Genomic DNA, 12,237 nt, shown 5'->3' with positions numbered 1-12,237 from the left:
CTGTGCCGGGCATTCGCGCAGCCTGATTTACGCGATCCTTACAGATTCAGTCTATCCGTTGTGGGAATGCTGGCTAAAAAAAAGACCTGTGGGCGTTAAAGGCGCGCACAGGTCTGGTTCCGTATCAGCAGAGATTACTGATGATAGAGTCCGGTCGAGAGATAACGATCGCCACGATCGCAGGCGATCGCCACCACGACGCTGCCCGGATTAGCCTGCGCAATACGCAGCGCACCCGCCACCGCACCGCCCGAACTGACGCCACAGAAAATACCTTCACGGCGTGCCAGCGCACGCATGGTCTCTTCCGCTTCTTTCTGCGTCATATCCATCACATCATCCACTAAGTCGGGGCGGTAGATCCCCGGCAGATAGGCCAGCGGCCAGCGGCGAATGCCCGGAATACTGCTGCCTTCACTCGGCTGCAAACCGATCACCTGCACGCCCGTATTGTGCTCTTTCAGGAAACGTCCCACCCCGGTGATCGTGCCGGTGGTGCCCATGCTGGAGATAAAATGGGTCATGCGCTGGTTCGACTGCTGCCACAACTCCGGCCCGGTGGTCTGATAGTGACCCAGCGGGTTATCGGGATTATTAAACTGATCCAGCACCCGGCCTTCACCACGCGCCGCCATCGCCAGTGCCAGATCGCGTGCGCCCTCCATGCCCTGCTCTCGCGGCACCAGAATCAGCTCTGCGCCATACGCACGCATCGCATCCTGCCGCTCCTGACTCATGTTGTCCGGCATCAGCAGGCGAAGCCGGTAGCCTTTCATCGCCGCGATCATCGCCAGCGCAATGCCGGTGTTGCCACTGGTGGCTTCAATCAGCTGATCGCCGGGTGAAATTTCACCGCGCAGCTCCGCCTGATGGATCATTGACCAGGCCGCGCGATCTTTTACCGAGCCTGCCGGATTATTGCCTTCCAGCTTGAGCCAGACCTCACTGCCGTTAGCTGGCGTCAGGCGCTGCAGCTTAATCAGCGGGGTATTGCCGATGGTATGTTCAAGAGTCGTCACGGTGCAGTTCCTGGCATCTTACAAACAAGAGGCGAAAAAAAGGCGGGAGTGACACTCCCGCCCGGTGTTGATGAGAAAATATCAGGCGCTTTGCGCAAAGGCAACTGCGCGCAGCGGCGTATCGCCCTTATAGAGACGCGCCTGCTGCAAGCCAACAAACAGGCGTTCGCCGCGAATCGGGGCTGTCTGCTCACCTTCAAACACCAGTGAGAACGGCTCGCTCTGCCAGCCAGCAGGCTGAACCACCAGCTGCCAGAAGTGGCCACGCGGGCTGACTTCCAGCACCTGCACCGGCAGCGGCGTTTCTAAACTGCTGCGGCGTGACACGTCAACTTCCCACGGACGCAGGAACAGCTCAACCGCGCCCTGATGAGCTGAGGTATAACCCAGCGGCCAGTGGTGCGCGCCGACATGGAACTGCGATCCCTGAATTTCGCCATCAAAGCGATTCACTTCACCCAGGAACTCCAGCACAAAGCGGGTCGCCGGATCGCGCCATACATCATCTGGCGTGCCGACCTGCTCAATATTGCCCTGACTCATCACCACCACGCGATCCGCGACTTCCATCGCCTCTTCCTGGTCGTGGGTCACAAACACGCTGGTGAATTTAATCTCTTCATGCAGCTGACGCAGCCAGCGGCGCAGCTCTTTACGCACCTGAGCATCCAGCGCGCCAAAAGGTTCATCCAGCAGCAGAATCTGCGGCTCAACTGCCAGCGCACGCGCCAGCGCCACACGCTGCTTCTGGCCGCCTGACAGCTGTGCCGGGAAGCGGTTCGCCAGATGCGCCAGCTGCACCATCTCCAGCAGACGGGTTACACGCTGTTTGATCTCCGCCGCTGAAGGACGTTCACGACGCGGCAGCACGGTCAGGCCAAAGGCGATGTTGTCGAATACCGTCATGTGACGGAACAGCGCATAGTGCTGGAAGACAAAGCCGACCTGACGATCGCGCGCATGCAGGCGGCTGACATCGTTGCCGTGAAAACGGATCTGACCGCTGTTCTGATGCTCCAGCCCGGCAATAATGCGCAGCAGCGTGGTTTTACCCGAGCCTGATGGGCCAAGCAGCGCCACCATTTCACCCGAGGCAATATCCAGAGAGATATCGTTCAGCACCGAGGTGCGACCAAAGGACTTGTTGATCTTGTTAATCTCAATGCTCATGATTTCCCTCCTGTTGCAGGCGTTTGTGCTGTTGCTCTAAACGCCACTGCACAATACTTTTCAGAAACAGCGTCACAATTGCCATCAGGGTTAACAGGGCGGCGGCAGTAAACGCGCCAACGGTGTTGTAGTCCTGATGCAATAATTCAACCTGAAGCGGCAAGGTGTAGGTCTCACCGCGAATCGATCCCGATACCACCGAGACCGCACCAAATTCACCAATCGCACGGGCGTTGGTCAGGACGATGCCATACAGCAGTGCCCAGCGAATGTTCGGCAGCGTCACACGACGGAACATCTGCCAGCCGGACGCGCCTAACAGCACCGCCGCTTCATCTTCATGACTGCCCTGGCTCAGCATCACCGGCACCAGCTCGCGCACGACAAACGGACAGGTCACAAACACCGTCGCCAGCACCATGCCAGGCCAGGCAAACATAATCTGGATGTTATGTGCATCCAGCCAGCCGCCTGCCGGGCCATTCACGCCCCAGAACAGCAGATACATCAGACCGGCTACAACGGGCGACACGGCAAAAGGAATATCGAACAGGGTCAGCAGCAGCTGACGGCCCGGAAAGGTAAAACGCGTCACCAGCCAGGCGAGCAGCGTGCCGAACACCAGGTTCACCGGAACGGTAATCAGCGCCACCAGCACAGTCAGCCAGATGGCGTGCAGCATGTCCGGATCGGCCAGATTGCTGAGCGCGACAATCAGCCCCTGATTCAGCGCTTCCCAGAAGATGGAGGCCATCGGCACTACCAGCAGCAGAATCGAGATCAGCGCGCCGATACCAATCAGCAGCCACTTGCCCCAGTTCACAGGCTGACGCGCCGCGTGATTAAGCTGTGAAACTTCAGCCATTAGTGACCTCCCAGACGACGGCCAAAGCGGCTCTGTAATGTGTTAATCGCGAATAACAGAATCAGCGAGGCCGCCAGGATCACCGAGGCGATAGCGCTGGCTGCCGGATAGTCGAACTCCTGCAGCCGGACAAAAATCATCAGCGAGGTGACTTCCGTCTTCCAGGCGATGTTACCGGCAATAAAGATTACCGCACCAAACTCACCCAGGCTGCGGGTAAAGGAGAGCGCCGTACCGGCCAGCAGCGCAGGCGCCACTTCCGGCAGCACGACGCGGCGGAAGCTCTGCCACGGCGTGGCACCCAGCGTTTCAGCCGCTTCTTCATACTCCGGCCCTAACTCTTCCAGCACTGGCTGCACGGTACGCACAACAAACGGAATGCTGGTAAAGGCCATGGCAATGGCGATACCAATCCAGGTGTATGAAATTTTAATGTCGAACTGGGCGAACCACTGTCCGTACCAGCCGTTGACCGAAAAGAGTCCGGCCAGGGTCAGACCTGCTACCGCAGTCGGCAGTGCAAACGGCAGATCCATCAGGCCATCCAGCAGTGTCCGGCCAGGAAAACGATAACGGGTCAGGATCCATGCCATCAGCATGCCGAACACCGCATTAAACAGGGACGCGACACCGGCAGAGAGCAGTGTCACCTTATAGGCGGCCACCAGCTGCGGGTTGGTCACGACATCCCAGTACTGTTGCAGCGTCATCTGCGACAGCTGCATGATCACGGCGCTAATCGGCAACAGCAGGATCAGACAGGTAAAGAGCAGGCTGGTACCCAGGCTGAGACCGAAGCCGGGCAACACGCGTTTATGGCTGGCTGCAAACATTATCCGCGCCCCGCCGCTAACAATTTATCGAGCTCACCGCCGCTGACGAAATGCGTCTGCATCACTTTATCCCAGCCGCCAAAGGCATCTTCGACCCGGAACAGGCTGGTCTGCGGGAAGCGATCTTTCTGCTCCGCCATCAGTTGTGGATTGTTCACACGATAATAGTAGTGAGTAATAATATTCTGCGCTTCTGGCGTGTAGAGATAGTTCAGGTAGGCGCTGGCCGCATCAGCGGTTTTATTAGTGGCGACATTCTTATCCACCCAGGCCACCGGAAACTCTGCCAGAATGTTGGTTTTCGGCACCACCACTTCGTATTCATCTTTACCGTACTGGTTGCGGATGTTATTCACCTCCGACTCAAAGCTAATCAGTACGTCGCCCAGACCGCGCTCAGCAAAGGTGGTGGTCGCGCCGCGACCGCCGGTGTCGAACACTTCCACGTTTTTCAGGAACTGCGTCATGAAGGCACGGGTTTTGGCCTGATCGCCGCCGTCCGCTTTATCTGCTGCGCCCCAGGCGGCCAGGTAGGTATAGCGGCCATTACCGGAGGTTTTCGGGTTCGGGAAAATCAGCTTCACATCGCTGCGGATCAAATCTGACCAGTCATGAATCTGCTTTGGATTCCCTTTGCGCACCAGAAACGCCATGGTGGAGTAGAAAGGCGAGCTGTTGTTCGGCAGACGGCTTTTCCAGTCTGCGGCAATGAGATTGCCTTTATCGTGCAACACCTGCACATCTGTTACCTGGTTATACGTGACCACATCTGCGCGTAGTCCCTGCAGAATAGCCAGCGCCTGCTTCGATGAACCGGCGTGCGACATCTTAATGGTCAGGGGATCAGTGGGGTGACTGGCATCCCACTGTTTAACAAACGGAGCATTCAGGGCGACAAACAGCTCCCGCGACACATCGTATGAGCTATTAAGAAGTTCAGTGGCATTGGCTGCGCCGGCCAGGCTCAGCGACAACGCGATACCGCTCACGATTTTTTTCATCGCTTGTAATGTCATTTGGCACCCTGAAAAAGTTTGATGCGGATCTCACCCGCTGAGGCATCAGTTTATTTATAACTCAGTGAAAACCAGTAACGGTTTTATATATCGTTTGATGATTTCAAAGTCGAAAAAAGCATAAGACGACGGCAGAGTTTATGCAGAAATCAGCAAAAGCCGATGGGGAAGAGGAACCGCGTGCAGCCCATGCGGGCCAGGGGTTTTACGAGGGTTCAGCGACCGCCGGAGGGGCGGCACGCTGAAGAAAAAGATTAACGCTGCCAGACAATCTTGCTGATTTTCCAGTTTTTCAGGGTATCGTCAGAAGGCATTAATCCCTCCGGTCCGTGCCAGTCACCATGATAGACATAGGTCAGATGCTGACTGCCTGGCGCACGACACGCTACATCACGCGCATCGGTGCCGCTGGCGAGTGTGCAGTTGTCGAAGGCTTTACTGAACTTATTACTGAAGGCGTCGCCCACTTTACTGCCGTCACTGCTGGCAATCGCGCTGTCCATCACCTCAATACGTTCGATCTGCGACTGTCCGTAAATCACCAGCTTAACCTTGCCGTCATCCAGCGCCTGCCAGAAAGAGACCACCTGACCGTTCTGACTGCGCATGCCCTGACGCAGGGTATAGTCACCGTTCAGTCCGTCCTTAATCGCGTCCTCTTTCATGGCGGTGGAGGCGGTTAATCCCCCCACACCCTGTTCAGTCGCGGTCAGCGAGGAACCGAACCAGTTCCACGGCAGCGCCGAAGACCAGTGATACGTCAGCGGATTCCACCAGCTTGCCTGCTGGCTGCTGTCAGCGCCGGAACCCGAACTGGCACAGCCGCTCAGTACAACGGCGGCGATCAGTAGCGTGGAACGAACAGCTTTCATGAGAACTCCTGTAAATGCGATGCCGGAAAGGCGGAACTGATTGGAGTCGCAAAGCGACAAAAAGTTTAGTTGAGATGATGTTCAGGCAGAAAGCAGTCGCGGCAGCGACGATTCGACTGCAGCCAGAACAGCGCCAGCAGGTCGAACAGCGTCAGCAGCAACGGCAGCGGCGAACTCAGCAGATCGCCCTGCACAAACTGCCAGCCCTGCCAGAGCAGATTCACCAGCAGCGACAGCGCTAACACGCTGCGCCAGTGCTGCCAGAGGCGCGGCAGCCGCGTGCGGTATCCGGTCAGCAACAGGCCCGCCAGCGCCGGTAAACCCAGCGCCAGACCGATCCAGAACGCCTGACGATCCGGATAGAACAGTGCCAGCAGGTCGTTGCCCTGCTGTCGCGATGCTCCGGCCATCACCAGCAGCAGCCAGGTCCGCGCCTGAAGTAACAGGATCGGCCAAAAAAGAAACGGCAGCCGCAGCTGCCCTCTGGCGTCATACTCGTCCGGCGAATAGCCAGGCAGCGGATTAGTATTCACGATCTTCGATCAGACGTTTACCAAATAGCAGCGCGTCGACCGGCTCGTAATCGAGCTTCTCATAGAACGCCACCACCTGATCGTTCTCTTCGCGGATCATCAGATGCAGTTTCGGACAGCCGCGCGCGATGAGTTTCTTCTCCAGACGGTTCATCAGGGCATTCGCAAAGCCGCGTCCCTGATAGTCAGGATGCACCGCCAGATAGTAAGCCGCGCCGCGATGACCATCGTAACCGCCCATCAGCGTGCCAACGACCACGCCGCCCACTTCAGCGACCAGAAAGAGATCGGGGTCGTGATTCATTTTGCGTTCGATATCCAGCTCCGGATCGTTCCATGGCCGTAACAAATCGCAACGTTCCCATAAGGTGATCACTTCTTCAAAATCTTCCTGGCGGAAGGCGCGGATTTCCATCTTATTTACCTGCAGATAAGCACAATTTGCTGATTATCACGCATTCTCTGCCGCACGCAACCCTCGATGACCGGCGGAAAATAAAAAAGCGCAAATTTTCTGTTCGCGACCTGCAATACAAAGTAATGCCCTGAAATGGTTCTGTGATCGCAGGCAACAGAGCCTTAGGCTATAACACCGGCAAGATTCCTGTTACCGGACCCGTACATGCAGCTGCTTAAACGTTTGATTCATCGTCGTCAGTTACTTCTTTCCGGGCTGGCTCTGGCCATTTTATCGCCGCGTGCGATCCAGGCTAAAGAGCAGTCGGGCCTTACCGGGGCAAATCGTCATACGCGCCCTGCCCCGCCAGCGAAAAACGGTAAACGCATCGTGATGATCGATCCGGGGCACGGTGGCATCGACTCTGGTGCGGTTGGTGAAGAGGGTTCTGAAGAGAAGCATATCGTGCTGGAGATTGCCGGTAACGTGCAGCGTCAGCTTCAGAGTCATCCGCGCATTGAAGTGCGCCTGACCCGCGACAGTGACCACTTTATTCCGCTTTATCAGCGGGTAGAAATCGCCCACCAGCACGGTGCCGATCTCTTTATGTCAATTCATGCTGACGGCTTTACCAGCCCCGATGCCAGCGGTGCCTCGGTGTTTGCGCTCTCTAACCGCGGTGCCAGCAGCTCGATGGCACGTTATCTCTCACAGCGTGAGAACGATGCGGACAAACTGGGCGGCGTAAAGGCACAGCAGCAGGATCACTATCTGCAGCAGATTCTGTTCGACCTGGTACAGACCGATACCATCAAAAACAGCCTGACGCTGGGCAAGCACGTGCTGGATCAGATCCGCCCGGTGCACCATCTGCACAGCCAGCATACCGAGCAGGCGGCCTTCGCGGTGCTCAAGTCACCGTCGATTCCCTCGGTGCTGGTCGAAACCTCCTTTATTACCAATCCCCGTGAAGAGCAGCTGCTCGGCACTACCGCGTTTCGCCAGAAAATTGCTTCAGCGATTGCCAGCGGCATCGTCAACTACTTCGATGAGTTTGACCGCCGCAACGCCTGATTCGTCTGGCTGGTTTGCATCGTGCGACGCGCCGCGCTCATGCAAGCGGCGCGGTTTTGCGTATAATCGCGTCAGACTTTGACAAACGATAAGCGAAAAGATGGCTGATATTTCCCGCGTAAAAGCGTTCCTGCTCGCATTGCAGGATGAGATTTGTAACCAGCTGGCGGCTGAAGATGGCGGTGCACAGTTTGCTGAAGATAGCTGGCAGCGCCCTGGCGGCGGCGGCGGTCAGAGCCGCGTCCTGCGCAACGGCGCGGTGTTTGAGCAGGCGGGCGTCAACTTTTCGCATGTGCATGGCGATCAGATGCCGGCATCAGCGACCGCGCACCGGCCTGAGCTGGCCGGTCGCAGCTTTGAAGCGATGGGCGTGTCGCTGGTGATCCACCCGAATAACCCCTATGTGCCGACCAGCCACGCCAACGTGCGCTTCTTTATTGCCGAGAAACCGGGGGCCGATCCGGTCTGGTGGTTTGGTGGCGGCTTTGACCTGACGCCGTTTTATGGCTTTGAAGAAGACGCGCTGCACTGGCATCAGACCGCAGCCAGTCTCTGTCAGCCTTTTGGCGACGATGTCTATCCGCGCTATAAAAAGTGGTGCGATGATTACTTCTATCTGAAGCATCGTGATGAGCAGCGCGGCATTGGCGGCCTCTTTTTTGACGATCTCAACACGCCCGACTTTGAGCAGAGCTTCAGCTTTATGCAGGCAGTAGGCCGCGGCTTTATTGATGCCTATCGGCCCATTGTGGCGCGCCGTAAAGATCATCCGTGGGGCGATCGTGAGCGCCAGTTCCAGCTCTACCGCCGTGGTCGCTATGTGGAGTTTAATCTGGTGTGGGACCGTGGCACGCTGTTTGGTTTGCAGACCGGCGGCCGTACGGAATCGATTCTGATGTCGATGCCACCGCTGGTGCGCTGGGAATATGATTATCAGCCCGATGCCGACTCGCCTGAAGCTGCGCTCTATCGCGATTTCCTGCCGGTAAAAAACTGGCTGAACCTCCCCGTCTGATCGCTTCTCCTGCTGCAGCGCGGCCCGCAACCCGCGCTGCGCTTACCTTTCTCCCGAAAGACCCGTTCCGTTTCACAGGGCACAGATTGCTACAGTGTTACCTGCGTCATTCGTCCTGACTGCTATGCTTAAGGATGGAATATGGCGCACCCCACGGTAAAAACCGCATGACGGCTCCTTCGCACCGCCTCGCAGCGCAACAATCAGAGAAACCGCATTTCCATCAGAAAGTCTCTGTTGCAATGTTATGGGTTCGCGTTACCGGTAGCAGAACATGCCACAGACCGGCTGCGAGGCCTGAGGTGCTCCCTGTTCGCTTTCATTTTTCTTTTCAAGGAGTTTAGAGATGAACCAGCTAGAAGCCCTAAAACAGTTCACCACCGTGGTGGCGGACAGTGGTGATATCGAATCGATTCGTAATTACCACCCGGAAGACGCCACCACCAACCCTTCACTCATTCTGAAAGCGTCCGGTCTGGAAGGATATAAGCACCTGATGGATGACGCGATTGAGTACGCGAAAAAACAGGGCGGCAGCAAAGAGACGCAGATTATCAATGCCAGCGACAAAGTGGCGATTAACCTCGGTATGGAAATCCTGAAAAGTATACCGGGCCGTGTTTCGACCGAAGTGGATGCGCGCCTCTCCTTCGATCGTGGCATGTGTGTCACCAAAGCAGAAAAACTGATTCGGATGTATGAAGAGCACGGTATCGACCGTTCGCGCGTACTGATCAAGCTGGCCTCCACCTGGGAAGGCATCCGTGCAGCGGAAGAGCTGGAGAAGAACGGCATCCACTGTAACCTGACGCTGCTGTTCTCCTTTGCGCAGGCGCGTGCCTGTGCCGAAGCAGGCGTGTTCCTGATCTCCCCGTTCGTGGGCCGTATCTACGACTGGTACAACTCACGCAAGCCACTGGAACCGTACGTGGCGGATGAAGATCCAGGCGTAAAATCTGTGCGTCGTATCTATGACTACTACAAAAAGCACCGTTACAGCACCATCATCATGGGCGCCAGCTTCCGTAAAGTGGAGCAGATTATCGCGCTGGCCGGCTGCGATCGCCTGACGCTGTCGCCGAACCTGCTGGAAGAGCTGCAGAACAGCGATGCGCCGCTGGAGCGCAAACTGGAACCCTCTACCGAGGGCTTCCATCAGCCGTCGCCGCTCTCCGAGGCGGAGTTCCGCTGGGAACATAACCAGGATCCAATGGCAGTCGAAAAACTCTCTGACGGCATCCGCCAGTTCGCGGTTGACCAGCAGAAGCTGGAAGATGTGCTCGCCGCACGCCTGTAGTCTTTATTTTAATCGGGCGGCACTTTCCCGCCCTGATGCATAACAAGGGAGAACTTTATGTCCTCACGCAGAGAGTTGGCAAACGCGATTCGTGCACTGAGCATGGATGCAGTCCAGAAGGCAAACTCAGGCCACCCCGGTGCGCCGATGGGTATGGCCGATATAGCCGAAGTGTTGTGGCGCGACTTCCTCCAGCACAATCCGACCAATCCCGCCTGGCTTGATCGCGACCGCTTCATCCTCTCCAACGGCCACGGCTCGATGCTGCTTTATAGCCTGCTGCACCTGAGCGGTTATGACCTGCCGATTGAAGAGCTGAAAAATTTCCGTCAGCTGCACTCTAAAACGCCGGGTCACCCGGAAATCGGTTATACGCCTGGCGTTGAAACCACCACCGGCCCGCTGGGTCAGGGCCTGGCTAATGCCGTGGGCCTGGCGATTGCTGAGCGCACGCTGGCTGCACAGTTTAACCGTCCGGACCATGAAATCGTCGACCACCATACCTATGTGTTCATGGGCGACGGCTGTCTGATGGAAGGGATCTCACACGAAGTCTGTTCTCTGGCGGGTACGCTGGGTCTGGGCAAACTGATCGGCTTCTATGACCATAACGGCATCTCCATCGATGGCGAAACCGAGGGCTGGTTTACCGACGATACGCATAAACGCTTTGAGTCCTATAACTGGCATGTCATCGGCGACATCGACGGCCATGACGCTGATGCTATCCGCGAGGCGATCAAAGAAGCGCAGAGCGTCACCGATAAGCCTTCACTGATTATCTGCCGCACCATTATCGGTTTCGGTTCACCGAACAAAGCCGGTAAAGAGGAGTCGCACGGCGCAGCGCTGGGCGAGGCCGAAGTGGCGCTGACCCGTAAACAGCTTGGCTGGAACTATCCGGCATTTGAGATCCCGGCTGAAATCTACCAGCAGTGGGATGCCAAAGCAGCGGGTGCGGAACGCGAAAAAGCCTGGGATGCGAAGTTTGCCGCTTATAAAGAGGCCCATCCCGAGCTGGCGAAAGAGTATGAGCGCCGGATGAATGGCGAAATGCCCGCCACGTGGGAAACGGAAGCGACCCGTTTCATCCAGGATCTGCAGGCTAATCCGCAGAAAATTGCCAGCCGTAAAGCGTCTCAGAACTCGCTGGAAGCCTACGGCAAAATGCTGCCGGAATTCCTTGGCGGTTCCGCTGACCTGGCACCGAGTAACCTCACCATCTGGTCGGGTTCGAAATCGATCAAAGAGGATCCGGCGGGTAACTACATCCACTACGGCGTGCGTGAATTTGGTATGACGGCAATTGGTAACGGCATCGCGCATCACGGCGGTTTCGTGCCTTACACCGCAACCTTCCTGATGTTTGTCGAATATGCGCGTAACGCCGCGCGTATGGCAGCGCTGATGAAGGCACGCCAGATTCTGGTCTACACCCATGACTCCATCGGTCTGGGCGAAGATGGCCCGACGCACCAGCCGGTTGAGCAGATCGCCAGCCTGCGTCTGACGCCAAACATGAGCGTATGGCGTCCATGCGATCAGGTTGAAACTGCGGTGGCGTGGAAAGCCGCTGTCGAACGCCATCATGGGCCGACTGCCCTGATCCTGTCACGCCAGAACCTGCTGCAGCCGGAACGCACCCCGGAGCAGATCGAAAACATCAAACGCGGTGGCTACGTGCTGAAGGATTGCGACGGCACGCCAGAAGTCATTCTGATTGCGACCGGTTCAGAGATTGAGATCACCCTGGGTGCAGCTGAGAAGCTCACGTCAGGCGGTCACAAGGTGCGGGTGGTTTCACTGCCTTCTACTGACCTGTTTGATGCGCAGGATGCTGCTTACCGCGAATCGGTACTGCCGAGCGGCGTGAAAGCGCGTGTGGCGGTCGAAGCGGGTATTGCTGACTACTGGTTTAAGTATGTCGGTCTGGACGGCGCGATTGTGGGCATGACCACCTTTGGTGAATCCGCACCAGCCAGTCAGCTGTTCCCGGAGTTTGGCTTCACGGTTGAGAACATCGTCAGCCACGCCGAAGCATTACTCAAGCCGGTTTAATGCTTTTGCCCTTCCCGGTCTCATCGGGAAGGGCCATTTTATTTTGCAGCCTCGCAGATAAAAAAATATCCATTCCCCTCTTCCCGCT

Annotated in this window: 12 protein-coding genes; 4 read left to right on the top strand and 8 right to left on the bottom strand. The window is 56.9% G+C overall.

Annotation, left to right across the window (positions count from 1 at the left end; genetic code table 11):
• Positions 1 to 134: 134 nt before the first annotated feature.
• The 8 genes from cysM to EGO56_RS05380 form a co-directional block, all read right to left on the bottom strand.
• On the bottom strand, positions 135 to 1,019 hold the full coding sequence (gene cysM / locus EGO56_RS05415; protein WP_135907899.1) for a cysteine synthase CysM: 885 nt from the start codon (positions 1,017 to 1,019) through the stop codon (positions 135 to 137).
• A gap of 81 nt (positions 1,020 to 1,100) precedes the next feature.
• On the bottom strand, positions 1,101 to 2,189 hold the full coding sequence (gene cysA / locus EGO56_RS05410; RefSeq protein ID WP_013358663.1) for a sulfate/thiosulfate ABC transporter ATP-binding protein CysA: 1,089 nt from the start codon (positions 2,187 to 2,189) through the stop codon (positions 1,101 to 1,103).
• Positions 2,179 to 3,054: a sulfate/thiosulfate ABC transporter permease CysW gene (gene cysW / locus EGO56_RS05405; RefSeq protein ID WP_013358664.1), complete on the bottom strand. Its 876-nt coding sequence runs from the start codon at positions 3,052 to 3,054 to the stop codon at positions 2,179 to 2,181. The genes cysA and cysW overlap by 11 nt, the downstream gene beginning before the upstream one ends.
• The gene (cysT, locus tag EGO56_RS05400; protein WP_013358665.1) at positions 3,054 to 3,887 is read right to left on the bottom strand and encodes a sulfate/thiosulfate ABC transporter permease CysT; all 834 of its coding nucleotides are present in this window, start codon (positions 3,885 to 3,887) and stop codon (positions 3,054 to 3,056) included. The genes cysW and cysT overlap by 1 nt, the downstream gene beginning before the upstream one ends.
• The gene (locus tag EGO56_RS05395) at positions 3,887 to 4,903 is read right to left on the bottom strand and encodes a sulfate ABC transporter substrate-binding protein (protein ID WP_135907897.1); all 1,017 of its coding nucleotides are present in this window, start codon (positions 4,901 to 4,903) and stop codon (positions 3,887 to 3,889) included. Before EGO56_RS05395 ends, cysT begins: the two co-directional genes overlap by 1 nt.
• Before the next feature lie 254 nt (positions 4,904 to 5,157).
• Positions 5,158 to 5,775, bottom strand: a complete 618-nt coding sequence (locus EGO56_RS05390; RefSeq protein WP_135907896.1) for an RpoE-regulated lipoprotein — start codon at positions 5,773 to 5,775, stop codon at positions 5,158 to 5,160.
• A 65-nt stretch (positions 5,776 to 5,840) separates the two neighbouring features.
• Positions 5,841 to 6,308 carry a DUF2919 family protein gene (locus EGO56_RS05385; RefSeq protein ID WP_135907895.1) on the bottom strand — a complete coding sequence of 156 codons (468 nt, stop codon included), beginning with the start codon at positions 6,306 to 6,308 and terminating at the stop codon, positions 5,841 to 5,843.
• Positions 6,298 to 6,723, bottom strand: coding sequence for a GNAT family acetyltransferase (locus tag EGO56_RS05380; protein ID WP_003848834.1), 426 nt, complete (start codon positions 6,721 to 6,723; stop codon positions 6,298 to 6,300). Before EGO56_RS05380 ends, EGO56_RS05385 begins: the two co-directional genes overlap by 11 nt.
• Before the next feature lie 207 nt (positions 6,724 to 6,930).
• Here EGO56_RS05380 and amiA point away from each other — a divergent pair, with 207 nt between their 5' ends.
• From amiA to tkt, 4 genes are all read left to right on the top strand, one after another.
• Positions 6,931 to 7,779 (top strand): N-acetylmuramoyl-L-alanine amidase AmiA, encoded by an 849-nt coding sequence (gene amiA, locus EGO56_RS05375; RefSeq protein WP_013358669.1) that lies wholly within the window; start codon positions 6,931 to 6,933, stop codon positions 7,777 to 7,779.
• A gap of 100 nt (positions 7,780 to 7,879) precedes the next feature.
• The gene (gene hemF / locus EGO56_RS05370) at positions 7,880 to 8,794 is read left to right on the top strand and encodes an oxygen-dependent coproporphyrinogen oxidase (protein ID WP_135907894.1); all 915 of its coding nucleotides are present in this window, start codon (positions 7,880 to 7,882) and stop codon (positions 8,792 to 8,794) included.
• A 346-nt stretch (positions 8,795 to 9,140) separates the two neighbouring features.
• Positions 9,141 to 10,091 (top strand): transaldolase, encoded by a 951-nt coding sequence (gene tal / locus EGO56_RS05365; RefSeq protein ID WP_013358671.1) that lies wholly within the window; start codon positions 9,141 to 9,143, stop codon positions 10,089 to 10,091.
• A 57-nt stretch (positions 10,092 to 10,148) separates the two neighbouring features.
• On the top strand, positions 10,149 to 12,149 hold the full coding sequence (gene tkt, locus EGO56_RS05360; protein WP_033733471.1) for a transketolase: 2,001 nt from the start codon (positions 10,149 to 10,151) through the stop codon (positions 12,147 to 12,149).
• The last annotated feature ends 88 nt before the right edge of the window (positions 12,150 to 12,237 follow it).

Origin of the sequence: Pantoea vagans (assembly GCF_004792415.1) — a bacterium.
GTDB lineage: Bacteria > Pseudomonadota > Gammaproteobacteria > Enterobacterales > Enterobacteriaceae > Pantoea > Pantoea vagans.
Note: the sequence above shows the minus strand (reverse complement) of the source record. Positions and strands in the feature narration are given on the sequence as shown.

Coding starts and splice junctions, on each gene's coding strand:
- cysA (WP_013358663.1), bottom strand. CDS start 2,189: ATGAGCATTGAGATTAACAAGATCAACAAGTCCTTTGGTCGCACCTCG.
- cysW (WP_013358664.1), bottom strand. CDS start 3,054: ATGGCTGAAGTTTCACAGCTTAATCACGCGGCGCGTCAGCCTGTGAAC.
- cysT (WP_013358665.1), bottom strand. CDS start 3,887: ATGTTTGCAGCCAGCCATAAACGCGTGTTGCCCGGCTTCGGTCTCAGC.
- EGO56_RS05395 (WP_135907897.1), bottom strand. CDS start 4,903: ATGACATTACAAGCGATGAAAAAAATCGTGAGCGGTATCGCGTTGTCG.
- EGO56_RS05390 (WP_135907896.1), bottom strand. CDS start 5,775: ATGAAAGCTGTTCGTTCCACGCTACTGATCGCCGCCGTTGTACTGAGC.
- EGO56_RS05380 (WP_003848834.1), bottom strand. CDS start 6,723: ATGGAAATCCGCGCCTTCCGCCAGGAAGATTTTGAAGAAGTGATCACC.
- amiA (WP_013358669.1), top strand. CDS start 6,931: ATGCAGCTGCTTAAACGTTTGATTCATCGTCGTCAGTTACTTCTTTCC.
- hemF (WP_135907894.1), top strand. CDS start 7,880: ATGGCTGATATTTCCCGCGTAAAAGCGTTCCTGCTCGCATTGCAGGAT.
- tal (WP_013358671.1), top strand. CDS start 9,141: ATGAACCAGCTAGAAGCCCTAAAACAGTTCACCACCGTGGTGGCGGAC.
- tkt (WP_033733471.1), top strand. CDS start 10,149: ATGTCCTCACGCAGAGAGTTGGCAAACGCGATTCGTGCACTGAGCATG.